Annotated in this window: 14 protein-coding genes, 1 tRNA gene and 3 pseudogenes; 10 read left to right on the top strand and 8 right to left on the bottom strand. The window is 68.2% G+C overall.

The genetic code is table 11. The annotated features are described in order from the left end of the window. Positions 1-19: 19 nt before the first annotated feature. Positions 20-95 (top strand) — tRNA-Ala (locus GGQ97_RS06395). Positions 96-222: 127 nt separating this feature from the next. Here the strand turns inward: GGQ97_RS06395 and GGQ97_RS06390 are convergent. Further along, a complete protein-coding gene (locus GGQ97_RS06390; RefSeq protein ID WP_168068160.1) occupies positions 223-549 on the bottom strand; it encodes a TIGR02300 family protein in 327 nt (108 codons plus the stop codon). A 100-nt stretch (positions 550-649) separates the two neighbouring features. On the opposite strand from GGQ97_RS06390, the gene cmk reads away from it, so the two are divergent. The 4 genes from cmk (at position 650) to GGQ97_RS06370 (ending at position 5,604) form a co-directional block, all read left to right on the top strand. Next, positions 650-1,288 (top strand): (d)CMP kinase, encoded by a 639-nt coding sequence (gene cmk / locus GGQ97_RS06385; RefSeq protein WP_168068159.1) that lies wholly within the window; start codon positions 650-652, stop codon positions 1,286-1,288. 10 nt (positions 1,289-1,298) lie between these two features. Further along, the gene (locus tag GGQ97_RS06380; protein WP_168068158.1) at positions 1,299-2,969 is read left to right on the top strand and encodes a thiamine pyrophosphate-binding protein; all 1,671 of its coding nucleotides are present in this window, start codon (positions 1,299-1,301) and stop codon (positions 2,967-2,969) included. A gap of 19 nt (positions 2,970-2,988) precedes the next feature. Then, positions 2,989-4,320, top strand: coding sequence for a M24 family metallopeptidase (locus GGQ97_RS06375; RefSeq protein WP_168068157.1), 1,332 nt, complete (start codon positions 2,989-2,991; stop codon positions 4,318-4,320). 201 nt (positions 4,321-4,521) lie between these two features. Continuing rightward, positions 4,522-5,604 carry a M24 family metallopeptidase gene (locus GGQ97_RS06370; protein ID WP_342448463.1) on the top strand — a complete coding sequence of 361 codons (1,083 nt, stop codon included), beginning with the start codon at positions 4,522-4,524 and terminating at the stop codon, positions 5,602-5,604. A gap of 10 nt (positions 5,605-5,614) precedes the next feature. On the opposite strand, the pseudogene GGQ97_RS06365 reads toward GGQ97_RS06370, so the two are convergent. Beyond that, a pseudogene (locus GGQ97_RS06365) lies at positions 5,615-6,379 on the bottom strand (sulfur carrier protein ThiS); the annotation flags it as partial. 70 nt (positions 6,380-6,449) lie between these two features. On the opposite strand from GGQ97_RS06365, the gene GGQ97_RS06360 reads away from it, so the two are divergent. Then, positions 6,450-6,845, top strand: a complete 396-nt coding sequence (locus tag GGQ97_RS06360; RefSeq protein ID WP_168068155.1) for a hypothetical protein — start codon at positions 6,450-6,452, stop codon at positions 6,843-6,845. Positions 6,846-6,848: 3 nt separating this feature from the next. On the opposite strand, the pseudogene thiS reads toward GGQ97_RS06360, so the two are convergent. After that, a pseudogene (gene thiS, locus GGQ97_RS06355) lies at positions 6,849-7,064 on the bottom strand (sulfur carrier protein ThiS); the annotation flags it as partial. 38 nt (positions 7,065-7,102) lie between these two features. Here thiS and aroQ point away from each other — a divergent pair. Genes aroQ through aat form a run of 4 tightly spaced genes read left to right on the top strand, consistent with a single transcriptional unit; the run spans position 7,103 to position 10,149 of the window. Beyond that, positions 7,103-7,534 (top strand): type II 3-dehydroquinate dehydratase, encoded by a 432-nt coding sequence (gene aroQ / locus GGQ97_RS06350; RefSeq protein WP_168068154.1) that lies wholly within the window; start codon positions 7,103-7,105, stop codon positions 7,532-7,534. A gap of 35 nt (positions 7,535-7,569) precedes the next feature. Next, complete coding sequence (gene accB / locus GGQ97_RS06345) at positions 7,570-8,055, top strand: acetyl-CoA carboxylase biotin carboxyl carrier protein (protein ID WP_168068153.1); 486 nt, start codon at positions 7,570-7,572, stop codon at positions 8,053-8,055. 1 nt (position 8,056) lies between these two features. Beyond that, complete coding sequence (gene accC / locus GGQ97_RS06340) at positions 8,057-9,412, top strand: acetyl-CoA carboxylase biotin carboxylase subunit (RefSeq protein WP_168068152.1); 1,356 nt, start codon at positions 8,057-8,059, stop codon at positions 9,410-9,412. Positions 9,413-9,459: 47 nt separating this feature from the next. Beyond that, a complete protein-coding gene (gene aat / locus GGQ97_RS06335; RefSeq protein ID WP_168068151.1) occupies positions 9,460-10,149 on the top strand; it encodes a leucyl/phenylalanyl-tRNA--protein transferase in 690 nt (229 codons plus the stop codon). Between the two features lie 35 nt (positions 10,150-10,184). On the opposite strand, the pseudogene GGQ97_RS14640 reads toward aat, so the two are convergent. The 5 genes and pseudogenes from GGQ97_RS14640 to GGQ97_RS06310 form a co-directional block, all read right to left on the bottom strand. After that, positions 10,185-10,418: pseudogene (locus tag GGQ97_RS14640) on the bottom strand (DUF2155 domain-containing protein); the annotation flags it as partial. Between the two features lie 142 nt (positions 10,419-10,560). Then, positions 10,561-10,944 carry an NADH:ubiquinone oxidoreductase subunit NDUFA12 gene (locus tag GGQ97_RS06325; RefSeq protein WP_168068150.1) on the bottom strand — a complete coding sequence of 128 codons (384 nt, stop codon included), beginning with the start codon at positions 10,942-10,944 and terminating at the stop codon, positions 10,561-10,563. A 41-nt stretch (positions 10,945-10,985) separates the two neighbouring features. Beyond that, positions 10,986-11,480, bottom strand: coding sequence for a DUF192 domain-containing protein (locus tag GGQ97_RS06320; RefSeq protein WP_168068149.1), 495 nt, complete (start codon positions 11,478-11,480; stop codon positions 10,986-10,988). Further along, positions 11,477-12,094 (bottom strand): cold-shock protein, encoded by a 618-nt coding sequence (locus GGQ97_RS06315; protein ID WP_342448462.1) that lies wholly within the window; start codon positions 12,092-12,094, stop codon positions 11,477-11,479. Before GGQ97_RS06315 ends, GGQ97_RS06320 begins: the two co-directional genes overlap by 4 nt. Positions 12,095-12,159: 65 nt before the next feature. Beyond that, positions 12,160-12,723 (bottom strand): regulatory protein RecX, encoded by a 564-nt coding sequence (locus tag GGQ97_RS06310; RefSeq protein ID WP_342448461.1) that lies wholly within the window; start codon positions 12,721-12,723, stop codon positions 12,160-12,162. Between the last annotated feature and the right edge of the window lie 139 nt (positions 12,724-12,862).

Genomic DNA, 12,862 nt, shown 5'->3' with positions numbered 1-12,862 from the left:
CTTAAAGGCGCGCTCACAAGGGGCCGTAGCTCAGCTGGGAGAGCGTCGCGATGGCATTGCGAAGGTCTGGGGTTCGATCCCCCACGGCTCCACCATCATTCTAAAAGGCCGCCCACCAGGGCGGCCTTTTTCTTTGCCCGGCGCGCGCGCCACCGACAACGAAAAAGGGCGGAGCCGAAGCCCCGCCCTTTCCGGTAGACAATCAAGCGGCGTGTCGCCGGCTCAGTTATTGTCCTCGTCCTCGTTCTTGGTCTCGACGCCCAGGTCGTCGTCGCCGGTCGACAGATCGACCTCGTCGTCGGCGCTGGGCTCCTCGTCCTCGTCCGGCAGCGCCAGGTCCTCGGCACCGAGATCGGAATCGGGAGCGGCCGACGGCGCGGCCACCGACACCTGCTCGAACGGCATCGGCTGCTTGGACTTCAGAACCGGCTCAGGCACGAAGGTGTTGCCGCATTCGATGCAGGTCACCGGATCGTCCTTGCCGAGATCGTAGAAACGGGTCGCACACTTGGGGCAGGTGCGCTTGGCGCCCCACTCGGGCTTCACCATGGCTGGGCTCTCCACTGAAAAAGGGGCCGGCGGCATCGCTGCCTCGGCTGATCGGCGCGCGCCTTGCCATAGCGGGGGGTGGCTGTCAAAGCCCGCGCCCATGGCTACAACTCCTCTCGTCATCGCCGTCGACGGCCCCGCGGCGAGCGGCAAGGGCACCGTCGCCCGCGGCCTCGCGCAGCATTACGGCCTGCCCCATCTCGACACCGGCAAGCTCTATCGCGCGGTAGCCTTGTCGCTGCTGCGCTGGGGCGGCGACCCCGAAAGCGAATTTGCCGCGCTTCGGGCCTGCGAGGACATCAGCAGCCTGATGGACGACCCCGAACTCAAGAGCGAGATGGTCGGCGGGATCGCCAGCCGGGTCAGCGCCTACCCCGCCGTCCGCGCCGCCCTGCTCGAACGGCAGCGCGAATTTGCCGGCAGTCCCGCTGGCGCGGTGCTCGACGGCCGCGACATCGGAACAGTGATCGCGCCCGACGCCACCGCCAAGCTGTTCGTCACCGCCGGCATTGAGGAACGCGCCCGCCGCCGACACGCCGAACTGACCGGCGCCGGTCTTCCGGTCCACCTTGAGGACATCTTGATCGACCTGCGCGCCCGTGACGAGCGTGATTCCCACCGCTCCGCAGCGCCGCTCGAGATGGCCGCGGACGCGCTGCTGCTCGACACCAGCAGCATGAGCGCCGACGAGGCACTCAGCGAAGCGATCCGGCTGGTCGAAGGCCGCCGCCGCCCGTAAGGGTCGAGGCATGACTGCGACCAATCTCCGCACCGGCGGCCGCCTCCTCGTCGACCAGCTCCGAATCCAGGGCTGCGACCGCCTGTTCACCGTCCCCGGCGAAAGCTTTCTCGCCGTCCTCGACGCCCTTCACGACGTGCCCGAAATCGACGTCGTGGTGTGCCGCCAGGAAGGCGGCGTCGCTTACATGGCCGAGGCCGACGGCAAGCTGACCGGCCGCCCCGGGATCGCCTTTGTCACTCGCGGGCCGGGCGCCACCAACGCCACCCCCGGAGTCCACGTCGCCTTCCAGGATTCGACCCCGATGATCCTGTTCGTCGGCGACCTCGACCGCCGCGACAAGGACCGCGAAGGCTTCCAGGAAATCGACTTCCCAGCCTTTTTCGGCCCGATTGCCAAATGGGCCGCCCGCATCGACGACGCCCGCCGGATTCCCGAATATGTCGCCCGCGCCTGGCGCGTCGCTACCGCCGGACGGCCCGGCCCGGTCGTCCTCGCCCTCCCCGAGGACATGCTGCGCGATGAGGTGGAGGCGCTCGATCGTCCGGCGATGCCTCCGGTGGTCGAACATCCCGATCCCAGCGCCATCGCCACGCTTCACGAACTGCTGAAGGACGCTGCCGCGCCCGTCGCCATCGTCGGCGGCGCGGACTGGAGCCCGTGCGCTGCGCACCATTTCAGCGCCTGGGCCGCCCGCGTCGGAATCCCCGTCGCCGCCGCCTTCCGCCGCCAGGACGCGGTCGCCAACGATTGCCCGGTCTATGCCGGCAACCTCGGCTACGGCCCCAATCCGAAGCTGGTGCAACGGGTCAAGGACGCCGACCTGCTGCTGGTGGTCGGCGCCCGCCTCGGTGAAGCGACCACCGACGGCTATACGTTGATCACCCCCGACCACCCCGGCCAGACGATCATCCACGTCCACCCCGATCCCAACGAGCTCGGCCGGGTCTATCATGCCGACCTGCCGATCTGCTCTGACATGGGCGAATTCAGCCAGGACCTCGACGCATGGGAGGATGACGACCTGCTGCCGTTCGGCGCGGGCAAGGAGGCCCATGCCGATTTTCTCGCATGGAGCGAACCCGCCCCCCGCGACGGGGTGACGCTCGATCTCGGCCCCTGCGTCGCCTTGCTTCGCGACAAGCTCCCGGCCGACACCATCGTCTGCAACGGCGCCGGCAATTTCTCGGGCTGGGTGCATCGCTACTGGCGCTATGCCGCGACTCCCTGCCAGCTTGCGCCGACCAGCGGCACCATGGGCTACGGCCTGCCCGCTGCCGTCGCTGCGTCGCTTCGCTTCCGCGACCGCCAGGTGCTCTGCGTCGCTGGCGACGGCGACTTCCTGATGAACGGGCAGGAACTTGCGACCGCGGCCCAGCACGGCGCCGACCTGCTGGTGATCGTCGTCGACAACGGCAGCTACGGCACCATCCGAATGCACCAGGAACGCGACTATCCGGCGCGCCTGTCCGCCACCACGCTCTCCAATCCCGATTTCGCCGCGCTCGGTCGCGCGTTCGGGGCATGGGCGGCAACGGTGGAGACGACCGCCGACTTCGGCCCGGCGCTGGACGAGGCGATGGGCCGCAAGGGCATCCGCCTCCTTCACCTCCGGACCGACGTCGAGGTGATCACCAACCAGACCACCATCTCGGCGCTGCGGGACAAGGCGCGGGGCTGAACTCGCCACAGGGGGACTCATGACCAATTATCTCGGCCTTGCTGCCTGCCTGCTGGCCGGCACCGCCGCGCCGGCCGCCGCCGCGGCGCAGCCCTCGACGACCCCGACCGTCCTTTCCCTGCGTGAGCGCGCCACGCTGGAGGATCGGCTTCTGGCCGGGCGGCTCGACACGGTCGTCCCAGCGCTGATGCGCGAGCATAAGATCGACATGTGGGTGCTGATCGCCCGCGAATATGTCGAGGATCCGGTCGTCATGACCATGCTCGACGCCGAAAATATGCACGCCCGCCGCCGCACGATCCTGGTTTTCTTCGACCCCGGCGCGGGCAAGCCGGTCGAGCGCCTGACCGTCAGCCGCTACGGCCTTGCCAGGCTGTTCCAGCCGGCCTGGAACCCGGAGGCCGAACCCGACCAGTGGAAGGCGCTCGGCAAGCTGGTCGCCGCCCGCAATCCCAAGCGCATCGCCATCAACAGCTCGGCGCTCAGCCAGTTCGCCGATGGCCTCACCCTCAGCCAGTATGAGGGCCTCGTCGCCGCCCTCCCCGCCCCCTACCGCGACCGCCTCGTGCGGACCGACGAGCTTGCGGTCGGCTGGATGGAAACCCGCACCGGGCAAGAAATGCAGGTCTATCCGCAGCTTCTCCAGGTCACCCATGCGATCATCGCCGAAGCGCTCAGCGACAAGGTCATCACGCCAGGCAAGACCACCGCCAACGACGTCCGATGGTGGATGCGCGAAAAGGTCAGCAGCCTTGGCATGCAGGTGTGGTTCCACCCCTCGCTGTCGATCTTCCGCCAGGGCCAGGCCGCCGCGCTCCAGGAAGACGAGGTGATCCGCAAGGGCGACATGCTGTGGACCGACTTCGGAATCACCTACCTCGGCCTCAACAGCGACGTGCAGCAGCTCGGCTATGTCCTGAAGGACGGCGAACGCGAGGCACCCAAGGGCCTGCGCGACGGCCTCGCCGCCGCCAACCGCGTGCAGGACGCGCTGACTTCCAGCTTCCGCACCGGCCTCACCGGCAACCAGATCCTGGCAGCCGCCCGCGCCAAAGCCATCGCCGCCGGGCTCACGCCCTCCATCTATTCGCACCCGATCGGCTTCCACGGTCACGGCGCGGGCAGCAGCATCGGCTTCTGGGACAACCAGAACCCCGACCCGCGCGGCGAGCGGCCCCTGCGTCCCGCCACCGCCTGGTCGATCGAGCTCAACGCCAAGGTCAAAGTGCCCGAATGGAACGGGCAGGAAATTAACTTCCGGCAGGAAGAAAATGCCTTTTTCGATGGCCGGACGGTGCACTATCTCGATGGCCGGCAGACCCGCTTCCACCTCATCGGAACGCGCCAGTAAGCAGCAGCAGGGAGTGAAGCTTGTGACCAAGGCCGCCATTCACCGCCGATCGTTCCTGGCCGGCACGGGCGCGCTGGGCGCGGCGATTGCCATGCCCGCCCGCGGGTTTGCCGCAACGGTCGCGGAGCAGGTCGTCCGGCGCCCCTGCCGCCGCCGATCAGCGCGGCCGAGCGGATCGCTCACCTTCGCCGCGCGCAGCAATTGCTCCGCGCCAACCGCCTCGGCGCCATGCTGGTCGAGTCGGGGGCCAGCCTCGACTATTACACCGGAGTCCAGTGGTGGCGCAGCGAGCGGCTGACCGGGGTCGTCATTCCCGCCGAGGGCGACCCGATCATGGTCACCCCCTTCTTCGAGCAGCCCAGCATCGCCGAGCAGCTCGAGGTGCCCGCCGAAATCCGCACCTGGCAGGAAGACGACGAACCGCTGAAGCTCGTCGCCGATTTCCTGCGCGAACGGAAAGTCGCCGGCCAGCCCGTCGCCTTTGAAGAAACCAACCGCTTCTTCCTCGGCGATCGCCTCGCCGCGCAGCTGCCTTCCGCCCGGATCGTCAGCGCCAATGCCGTCGTCCGCGCCCAGCGGATGATCAAGTCGCCGGCCGAGCTCGCCCTGATGCAGGCCGCCAGCGACATCACCATCGCCGCCTTCCGCACCGCCCTCGCCAACCTCAAGCCCGGCATGAGCGGCGGCGACATCAGCGCGGCCATCGTTGCGGCCACCAAGGCGCTGGGCGGTGACGCCGACGGCAACCTCGTCCTCATCAACGAAGCCTCGGCCCTCCCCCACGGCTCCAAGAAGCCGCACACCCTGGCGCGGGGCGATCTCGTGCTGGTCGACGGCGGGTGCAGCGTGCACGGCTATCAGTCGGACATCAGCCGCACCTTCATCTTCGCCGGCAAGCCCAGCCCCGAGCAGCGCAAGGTCTGGGGACAGGTCCACCGCGGCCAGCAGATCGCGCTCGCCGCCGCACGGGTCGGCGCATCGGCCGGAAGCGTCGATGACGCGGTCCGCAAGGCCTACACGAGCTGGGGCTACGGCCCCGACTACAAGCTCCCCGGCCTGTCCCACCGCACCGGCCACGGAATTGGGATGGAAGGCCACGAACCCGTCAACCTCGTCCGCGGCGAAACTACTAGGCTCGCCCCCGGCATGTGCTTCTCGAACGAGCCCGGACTCTATCTCCCCGGGCGCTTCGGGGTGCGGCTGGAGGATTGCTTCCACATGACGCCAAGCGGACCGAAGTGGTTCACCACCCCGCCGCCCAGCATCGACCAGCCGCTGGGCTGATCGCCGCCCCTCAGATCAGCCCGGCCAGCGGGCTCGACGGGTCGGCGTACATCCGCTTGCCCATGCGCCCGGCGCGATAGGCGAGGCGGCCGCTCTCGACCGCCGCCTTCATCGCGCGAGCCATCAGGATCGGGTCCTTGGCCTCGGCGATAGCGGTATTCATCAGCACGCCGTCGCAACCCAGCTCCATCGCATAGGCCGCGTCGCTGGCGGTGCCGACCCCGGCATCGACCAGCACGGGGACCTTCGCTCCCTCGACGATCAGGCGGATGGTCACGGGGTTCTGCACGCCCAACCCCGAACCGATCGGCGCGCCCAGCGGCATGATCGCCACGGCGCCGGCCTCCTCGCAGCGGCGGGCCATGATCGGATCGTCGGTGCAATAGACCATCACCTCGAACCCTTCCTTGGTCAGCAACTCGGTCGCGCGGACGGTCTCGATCATGTCGGGGTAGAGCGTCTTGGCCTCGGCCAGCACCTCCAGCTTGACCAGCTTCCACCCGCCCGCTTCGCGCGCCAGGCGCAGGGTGCGGATCGCCTCCTCGGCGGTGAAGCAGCCGGCCGTATTCGGCAGGTAGGTCGTGACCTTGGGATCGATATAGTCGGTCAGCTTGGGCGCATTGGGGTCGGTCAGGTTGACCCGCCGCACCGCCACCGTGACGATCTCCGCCCCGCTCGCAGCCACCGCCGCCGCATTCTGTTCGAGGCTCTTGTACTTGCCGGTGCCGACGATCAGCCGCGAGGAAAAGGTGCGCCCGGCGACGCTCCAGCTATCGGCATCGGTCGGGGCGGCGGAGGAAGTGACTGGAAGACTGGCCATGGGCGCTGATATGAGCGCTTGGCCGATGCTTGCAACGTTGCTTTTCCTGGCGGTCGCCGAGCCCGACCTGGTGGTCACCCGTTCCGCCGCGATTCCGGCGATCGAACGCATCCTTAAAGCCGACAACCTCGACCTGGATTCGCTGGCCCCGCAAGAGATCGCCGCGCGGATGCGCGAGATACGGCAAGGCGCCGCACCGAATGATTTCTGGAGCGCCTACCAGGCGCATGTCGCGGCATGGAGCGACTATGCCGCCGCGATCGACGCCGCGGCGAAGAGAGCGCCGGGCGAGCCCGCCCCGGCCGGCAGCGAATGGGCGGTCGGCGAAGCGCGGACCCGAATCAATGCGTCCTTTGACGAGGTGGAACGGCTTGCCCGCCGCCGCGGCGCGACCATTCCCCTGCCACGCACTCGGATCTGATCAGCCGCCACCAACAAAGTGAACCACCTCGTAATCGTCGCCGTCCTCGACCAGCACTTGCGCCAGGGTCGAGCGCGGCACGATCTCGAGATTGCGCTCCACCGCGACCCGCGCGGGGTCGAGCCCGAGCTCGCCGACCAGGCCGGCGACGGTGGTTCCGGCGGCCACCCGGCGGTGTTCGCCGTTGACCGTGACGCTGTGGGTTTCGGTTTCGCTCATTTGACCTTGGCATCTAGGTGGCGGATGAAGCGGCGGCAATGCGCACCATCCTCGTCCTGAACGGTCCCAACCTCAACCGCCTCGGTACCCGCGAGCCGGAGGTCTATGGCTCCGACACGCTCGACGACATCGCCGCCGGGCTGCACCAGCAGGCCTCCGGGCTCAATGTGCAGGTCGACGTCCGGCAGTCCAATCACGAGGGCCACCTGATCGACTGGCTGCACGAGGCGGCGGACAGCGGAGTCGATGCCGTGATCCTCAACGCGGGCGGCCTGACCCACACCTCCGTCGCGCTGCGCGACGCCGTTGCGGCCATCCCGACGCCGGTCATCGAGATCCATCTCAGCAACCCGCACGCCCGCGAACGCTTCCGCCATCGCAGCCTCATCGCCGGTGTCTGCGTTGGGTCCATCAGCGGCTTCGGCGCCAGCTCCTACACGCTGGCACTGGACGCCGCCGCCCGGCTCTGACAGAGCGCGCGGCGACAGATTACAGGAATTTTCTCATGTCTGACGAGCATAAACAGATGCGCATCGATGCCGGTCTGGTCCGCGAACTCGCCGAATTGCTGAGCGCCAACGAATTGTCCGAGATCGAGGTCGAGGACGGTGATCGCAAGATCCGGGTCAAGCGCGAGCTGACCGTTGCCGCCGCTCCGGTCCAGCACGTCGTGGCCGCGCCGCAAGCCGCTTCCCCGGCCGCCGCTGCACCGACCGCCTCCGCCGCCGACACCGCATCCACTCCGATGGAGCAGGCCGGCGAACTGGTTCGCTCGCCGATGGTCGGCACCTGCTACCTGTCCGCCGAACCCGGCGCCCCGGCCTTCGTCGGCATCGGCGACACGGTGAAGCAGGGCGACACCCTGCTGATCGTCGAGGCGATGAAGGTGATGAACCCGATCGTTGCTCCCCGCGCCGGCAAGATCACTCAGCTGCTCGTCGCCAACGCCCAGCCGGTCGAATTCGATCAGCCGCTGGTGGTCATCGAGTAAGATGCGCCCGATCAACAAGCTGCTGATCGCCAATCGCGGCGAGATTGCGCTCCGCATCCTGCGCGCCGCCAAGGAACATGGCATCCGCACGGTTGCGGTGCACTCGACCGCGGACGCCGACGCCATGCACGTCCGTCTGGCCGACGAGGCGGTGTGCATCGGGCCGCCCGCGGCGCGTGACAGCTACCTCAACATTCCCAACATCATTTCGGCGGCCGAGATCGTCCACGCCGACGCGATCCACCCCGGCTACGGCTTCCTGTCCGAAAACGCCCAGTTCGCCGAGATCGTCGAGCTGCACAACATCATCTGGGTCGGCCCCAAGCCCGAGCATATCCGGGTGATGGGCGACAAGGTCGAGGCCAAGCGCACCGCCGCCAAGCTCGGCTTGCCGCTGGTCCCCGGTTCGCCGGGCCCGATCAGCGACCTCGACGAGGCCAAGGCGATTGCCGAGGAGATCGGCTATCCGGTGCTGATCAAGGCCGCGTCGGGCGGCGGCGGCCGCGGCATGAAGGTGGTGCCGGACCCCGACCAACTCGAAACCCTGATGGCGCAGGCTTCGTCGGAGGCGAATGCCGCCTTCGGTGACCCGACCGTCTACATGGAAAAGTATCTCGGCGACCCCAAGCACATCGAATATCAGATCTTCGGTGACGGCGAGGGCGGCGCGATCCACCTCGGCGAGCGCGACTGTTCGGTCCAGCGTCGCCACCAGAAGGTGATCGAGGAGGCCCCCTCCCCGGTCGTCTCCGCCGCCCAGCGCGCCGAGATGGGCGAGCGGGTCCGCAAGGCGATGGCCGACATGGGCTATCGCGGCGCCGGGACCATCGAGTTCCTCTACGAGAACGGCGAATTCTACTTCATCGAGATGAATACCCGGCTGCAGGTCGAGCATCCGGTGACCGAGATGATCAGCGGCCTCGATCTCGTCGCCGAACAGCTTCGCATCGCCGAAGGCCGCGGCCTGTCGGTCACGCAGGATCAGGTCGTGCTGAAGGGCCATTCGATCGAATGCCGGATCAACGCCGAGGATCCCGTGACCTTCGCCCCCTCGCCGGGGCTGGTGAAGAACTTCGTCGCGCCCGGCGGCTTTCAGACCCGCGTCGATAGTGGCCTCTATTCGGGCTATAAGGTGCCGCCCTACTACGACAGCATGATCGGCAAGCTGATCGTGTGGGGCGAGGACCGCGATGCCGCCATCTGCCGCCTCCGCCGCGCGCTCGAGGAGTTCGTGATCGACGGTCCCAAGACCAACGTGCCGCTCCATCAGCGCATCCTCAAGGAACCGGCGTTCGCGTCCGGCGACTATACGATCAAGTGGCTGGAGCGCTGGCTGGAGGAGCAACGGGAGGCCTGAGCGCCTCCCGGTAGCGGCAGGCGCCCCGGCACGTTACACCCGCTGCGATGAGCCTTCCGCTCGACCCTGATCTCGTCCTGCGCGGCTATGCCGCCGGGATCTTCCCGATGGCCGACGACCGCGCCAGCGACGAGCTGTTCTGGGTGGAGCCGCGGACCCGGGCGCTCCTCCAGCCGGACAATTTCCACCTGTCGCGCAGCCTCGCCAAGCGGCTTCGGTCGGGGCGCTACAGGGTCACTGCCGACCGCGAGTTCGCCGGGGTCCTGCTCGGCTGCGCGGACCGCCCGCAGACCTGGATCAACGGCCCCATCGAAGCCGCCATGCTGGCCCTCCACGCCCGCGGGCAGGCCCATTCGGTCGAAGTCTGGCAGGACGATACGCTGGTCGGCGGGGTGTACGGCGTGGTGCTGGGCCGCGCCTTCTTCGCCGAAAGCATGTTCAGCCGCGCGCGCGACGCGTCAAAGGTGGCGCTGGCCTTTTTGATGGCGCGGCTGCGGGTCGGCCATTTCACCCTGTGCGACTGCCAGTTCCTGACCGAACATCTCGCCTCGCTCGGCGCGGTGGAGATCCCGCGCCGGACCTACGTCGGGTTGCTCGGCGAAGCGTTGCGCTCGGCCGGGGATCCGCCGCGGCCCGACTGGGGCTCGCTCGACGGGCTGCTGTCGTCCGCAAGCGCGCCGGCCTGCTCGGGCGCGCCGGGGAAGCTCATCGTGCAGCTCTTGGGCCAGACGTCGTAGACGCGGTTCTCGACCACGTTCAGCGACGGGCTTTCCTTGTACAGCCAGCCGGAAAATACCCGGCTGAAGCCGCCGTCGGGCTGCTGCACGTCGACCTGGACGAAGGCGCCGGTCAGCTGGTCGAATTCCCACGGCGGGGTGGTCTCGCAGGCGCGGAGGCGGACGATCACGTCCTTGATCCTGACCGCCTGGCCCGGCTTCAACCGGATGTCGCGCGAGATGCCGTTGCGCTTGTTGAGGATGCCCAGCACCGCCACCCGCTCGTTCATCGGGGTGGTGCCCGGCGCCAGCGGCTCGGCCTTGGCGCTGGCCGTGGCCTTTTCCGGCTGCTGTTCGCCGCGCCCGGGCAGCCGGTCGCACCCGGCCACCGTCAGGCCCAGCATCACCAGCGCCGCAGCAGGCCTCAGCACCTCAGTCCGGGGTCCAGGCCTGGTAATCGCCGGTCGCCGCCGGCCGCTTGCCGCCACGCGACAGCGATCCCGCGGGGCGGTAGGTCCCGTCGCTGCCTGACAGGTTGGGCAGGCCCGGCTTCTGGAACTTGCGCGCAGGCGGAAGCGACTTGTCCGGCACGTCGCCAAGCTGGCCGCGAAGCCAGCTCTGCCATTGCGGCGGCGCCCGGCTGGCGTCGTTCGAGCCGTTGTAGATCACCCACCGCCGGTTCGGATCCTTGCGGTGCTCGAAATAGACGTTGCCGGCCTCGTCGCGCCCGACCTCACGGCCGTGGCGGCGCGTGAAGATCGAGGTGCCGAGGGTAGCGCCGTTCCACCAGGTGAAGATGCTCGCCAAGATTCCCATGGCTTGCGCCCCTAGCGGTTCCGGGAGGGCTGGAGCAAGCGCTACTGCGCCGCGGCCGTGTGCACCCACTCGACTTTGTCGCCGGCCTTGATGCCCAGCTCGGCCGTCCGCCCGCCGGCCAGCTCCAGCACCGCCCCGACCGCTTCCAGCGAGGCGACCGGTTCGAGGCTCAGCGGCACGGTATTCTCGGCGATGTTGACGATCGTGCCGTCGGGCCGGACGAAGATGATGTCGAGCGGGATCAGCGTATTCTTCATCCAGAAGCTCGCCATCCGCGGCGGCTCGTGCGGGAAGATCATGCCGCGGTCGGGCGCGAGGCTCGGCCGGTTCATCAGGCCCATCTGCTGCTCTTCGGGCGTGCTTGCGACCTCGACCGTGAAATTATGCACGGCACCGGCGGCGGTCCGGACGGTCAAGGGCACTTGCTGGAGTCCTGCTGCGGAGCGTTCGAGCTGGGGGCTTGCGCCACCGGTCGGCTGGCAGGCCGCGGCGGTCAGGGAAAGCGGCAGCGCGGCCAGCAGCGCCAGCCGGCTCAATCCGCGCGGAGGTCGACTGCGGTCAGTCCCTTGCTGCCCTCGGCAATCCTGGCCTGCAACCGGTCGCCCGGCTGAAGGTCGTTCAGCGCCGCCCGGCGTACCGTTTCCATGTGCAGGAAGATGTCCTGCTCGGGCTGATCCACCCGAACGACGAAGCCATAGCCTTTGACGCGATTGAACCACTTGACCTCCACCGGCTCGAACGGCCCAGCGCCGTCCAGCAAGGCAGTCCGGTTCGATCGTTCTTCCGACGCGCCGCTGGTGCTTCGAACCACCACCGCCTGCGCAAGATCGATGTCGATCACGCGGACCGCCTGCAGTCCGCGATCCTGCCGCACCACGTCGCAAGTCACAACCGCTCCTTCGGGCAGGGACCGGCGGGCATGGTCGCGAAGAACCGAAAAATGCACCAGGACGTCGCCGTCAATCGCTTCGCTGACGAGGAATCCGAACCCGCGGGTGGCGTCGAACCACTTGATCCGGCCGGTGACCCGCTGCCCCGTTTCCCCGGTTGAAGTTTCGGCCGGATCCGAGTCGAGCGAGCGTGTGGAGGGAGCCGGAGCGACCTCCTGCCCAAGTTCGTCTTGCGACGTAGACGCATACTCACGTTGCACGATGCTACGTATAGCACCCTTCAAACCAATCTGAAAGGTTACAGCACCATAACGATCACTGGTTTTCAGCCGTTGTCCGAAAGATTTTCGAATGCCCCGGGAGCGGTTCCGACGATGCGCCGCGCAAGGTCCATCGGATGGCCTGCGCGAAGCATGGCGGCAAGCGCCCGCTGCCGCCCGGCCGGGTCGGCCTGGGCAAGGGCATAGGGACCGATCTTGCGCCGCTCGGCGAACCGCAGGGCGGCCGCCAGGCTCTGCTCGTCGGCATGGGCGAGCGCCTCGCTTCCGTCCTCGGCCGCGATCCCGCTTTGTGCCAGCGCGATCCTGACCCGGCCCTTGCCATAGCCGCGGCGGGTCAGGCTTGCCGCCTTCATGCCCGCAAAGGCCGCATCGTCGATGAAGCCCAAATCCACCACCTTGTCGACGACGGCCTGGGTGTCGGGCTCGGCGGCCCCGTTCCAGCCGCGCTCGCGCAGCTTGCGGACCAGGTAGGAATGCAGCTTGGCGCGGCTGGTCGCGAAGCGGGCGACATAACCGAAGGCAAGCTCCTGCAGCGCGGCCTGGTCCAGCGGTCGCGGACGCCGTTCGCGCCGGCCGGAATGCCGCTCCCCGCTGCCCTCGCCGTTCACGCCCCGTCTTTCCCGCTGATCGTGCCGGCCTTCTTTGTGCCACAGTCGAACGCGAACAACCACGGCGCAAAGAAGTGTGCTTGCACTGCCGTTAACCGCAGCGGCCCAACCCGAAGACCACAGCCAGGACAGGACCAGC

The organism is Sphingomonas kaistensis (assembly GCF_011927725.1).
In the GTDB taxonomy this organism is placed as follows: Bacteria; Pseudomonadota; Alphaproteobacteria; order Sphingomonadales; family Sphingomonadaceae; genus Sphingomicrobium; species Sphingomicrobium kaistense.
The sequence above is the reverse complement of the archived record's forward strand: the minus strand, read 5'-3'. Positions and strand labels throughout refer to the sequence as shown.

Excerpts from the sequence above, each read along its gene's own strand:
- GGQ97_RS06390 (WP_168068160.1), bottom strand. The coding sequence starts at position 549 with ATGGTGAAGCCCGAGTGGGGCGCCAAGCGCACCTGCCCCAAGTGTGCG.
- cmk (WP_168068159.1), top strand. The coding sequence starts at position 650 with ATGGCTACAACTCCTCTCGTCATCGCCGTCGACGGCCCCGCGGCGAGC.
- GGQ97_RS06380 (WP_168068158.1), top strand. The coding sequence starts at position 1,299 with ATGACTGCGACCAATCTCCGCACCGGCGGCCGCCTCCTCGTCGACCAG.
- GGQ97_RS06375 (WP_168068157.1), top strand. The coding sequence starts at position 2,989 with ATGACCAATTATCTCGGCCTTGCTGCCTGCCTGCTGGCCGGCACCGCC.
- GGQ97_RS06360 (WP_168068155.1), top strand. The coding sequence starts at position 6,450 with ATGCTTGCAACGTTGCTTTTCCTGGCGGTCGCCGAGCCCGACCTGGTG.
- aroQ (WP_168068154.1), top strand. The coding sequence starts at position 7,103 with ATGCGCACCATCCTCGTCCTGAACGGTCCCAACCTCAACCGCCTCGGT.
- accB (WP_168068153.1), top strand. The coding sequence starts at position 7,570 with ATGTCTGACGAGCATAAACAGATGCGCATCGATGCCGGTCTGGTCCGC.
- accC (WP_168068152.1), top strand. The coding sequence starts at position 8,057 with ATGCGCCCGATCAACAAGCTGCTGATCGCCAATCGCGGCGAGATTGCG.
- aat (WP_168068151.1), top strand. The coding sequence starts at position 9,460 with ATGAGCCTTCCGCTCGACCCTGATCTCGTCCTGCGCGGCTATGCCGCC.
- GGQ97_RS06325 (WP_168068150.1), bottom strand. The coding sequence starts at position 10,944 with ATGGGAATCTTGGCGAGCATCTTCACCTGGTGGAACGGCGCTACCCTC.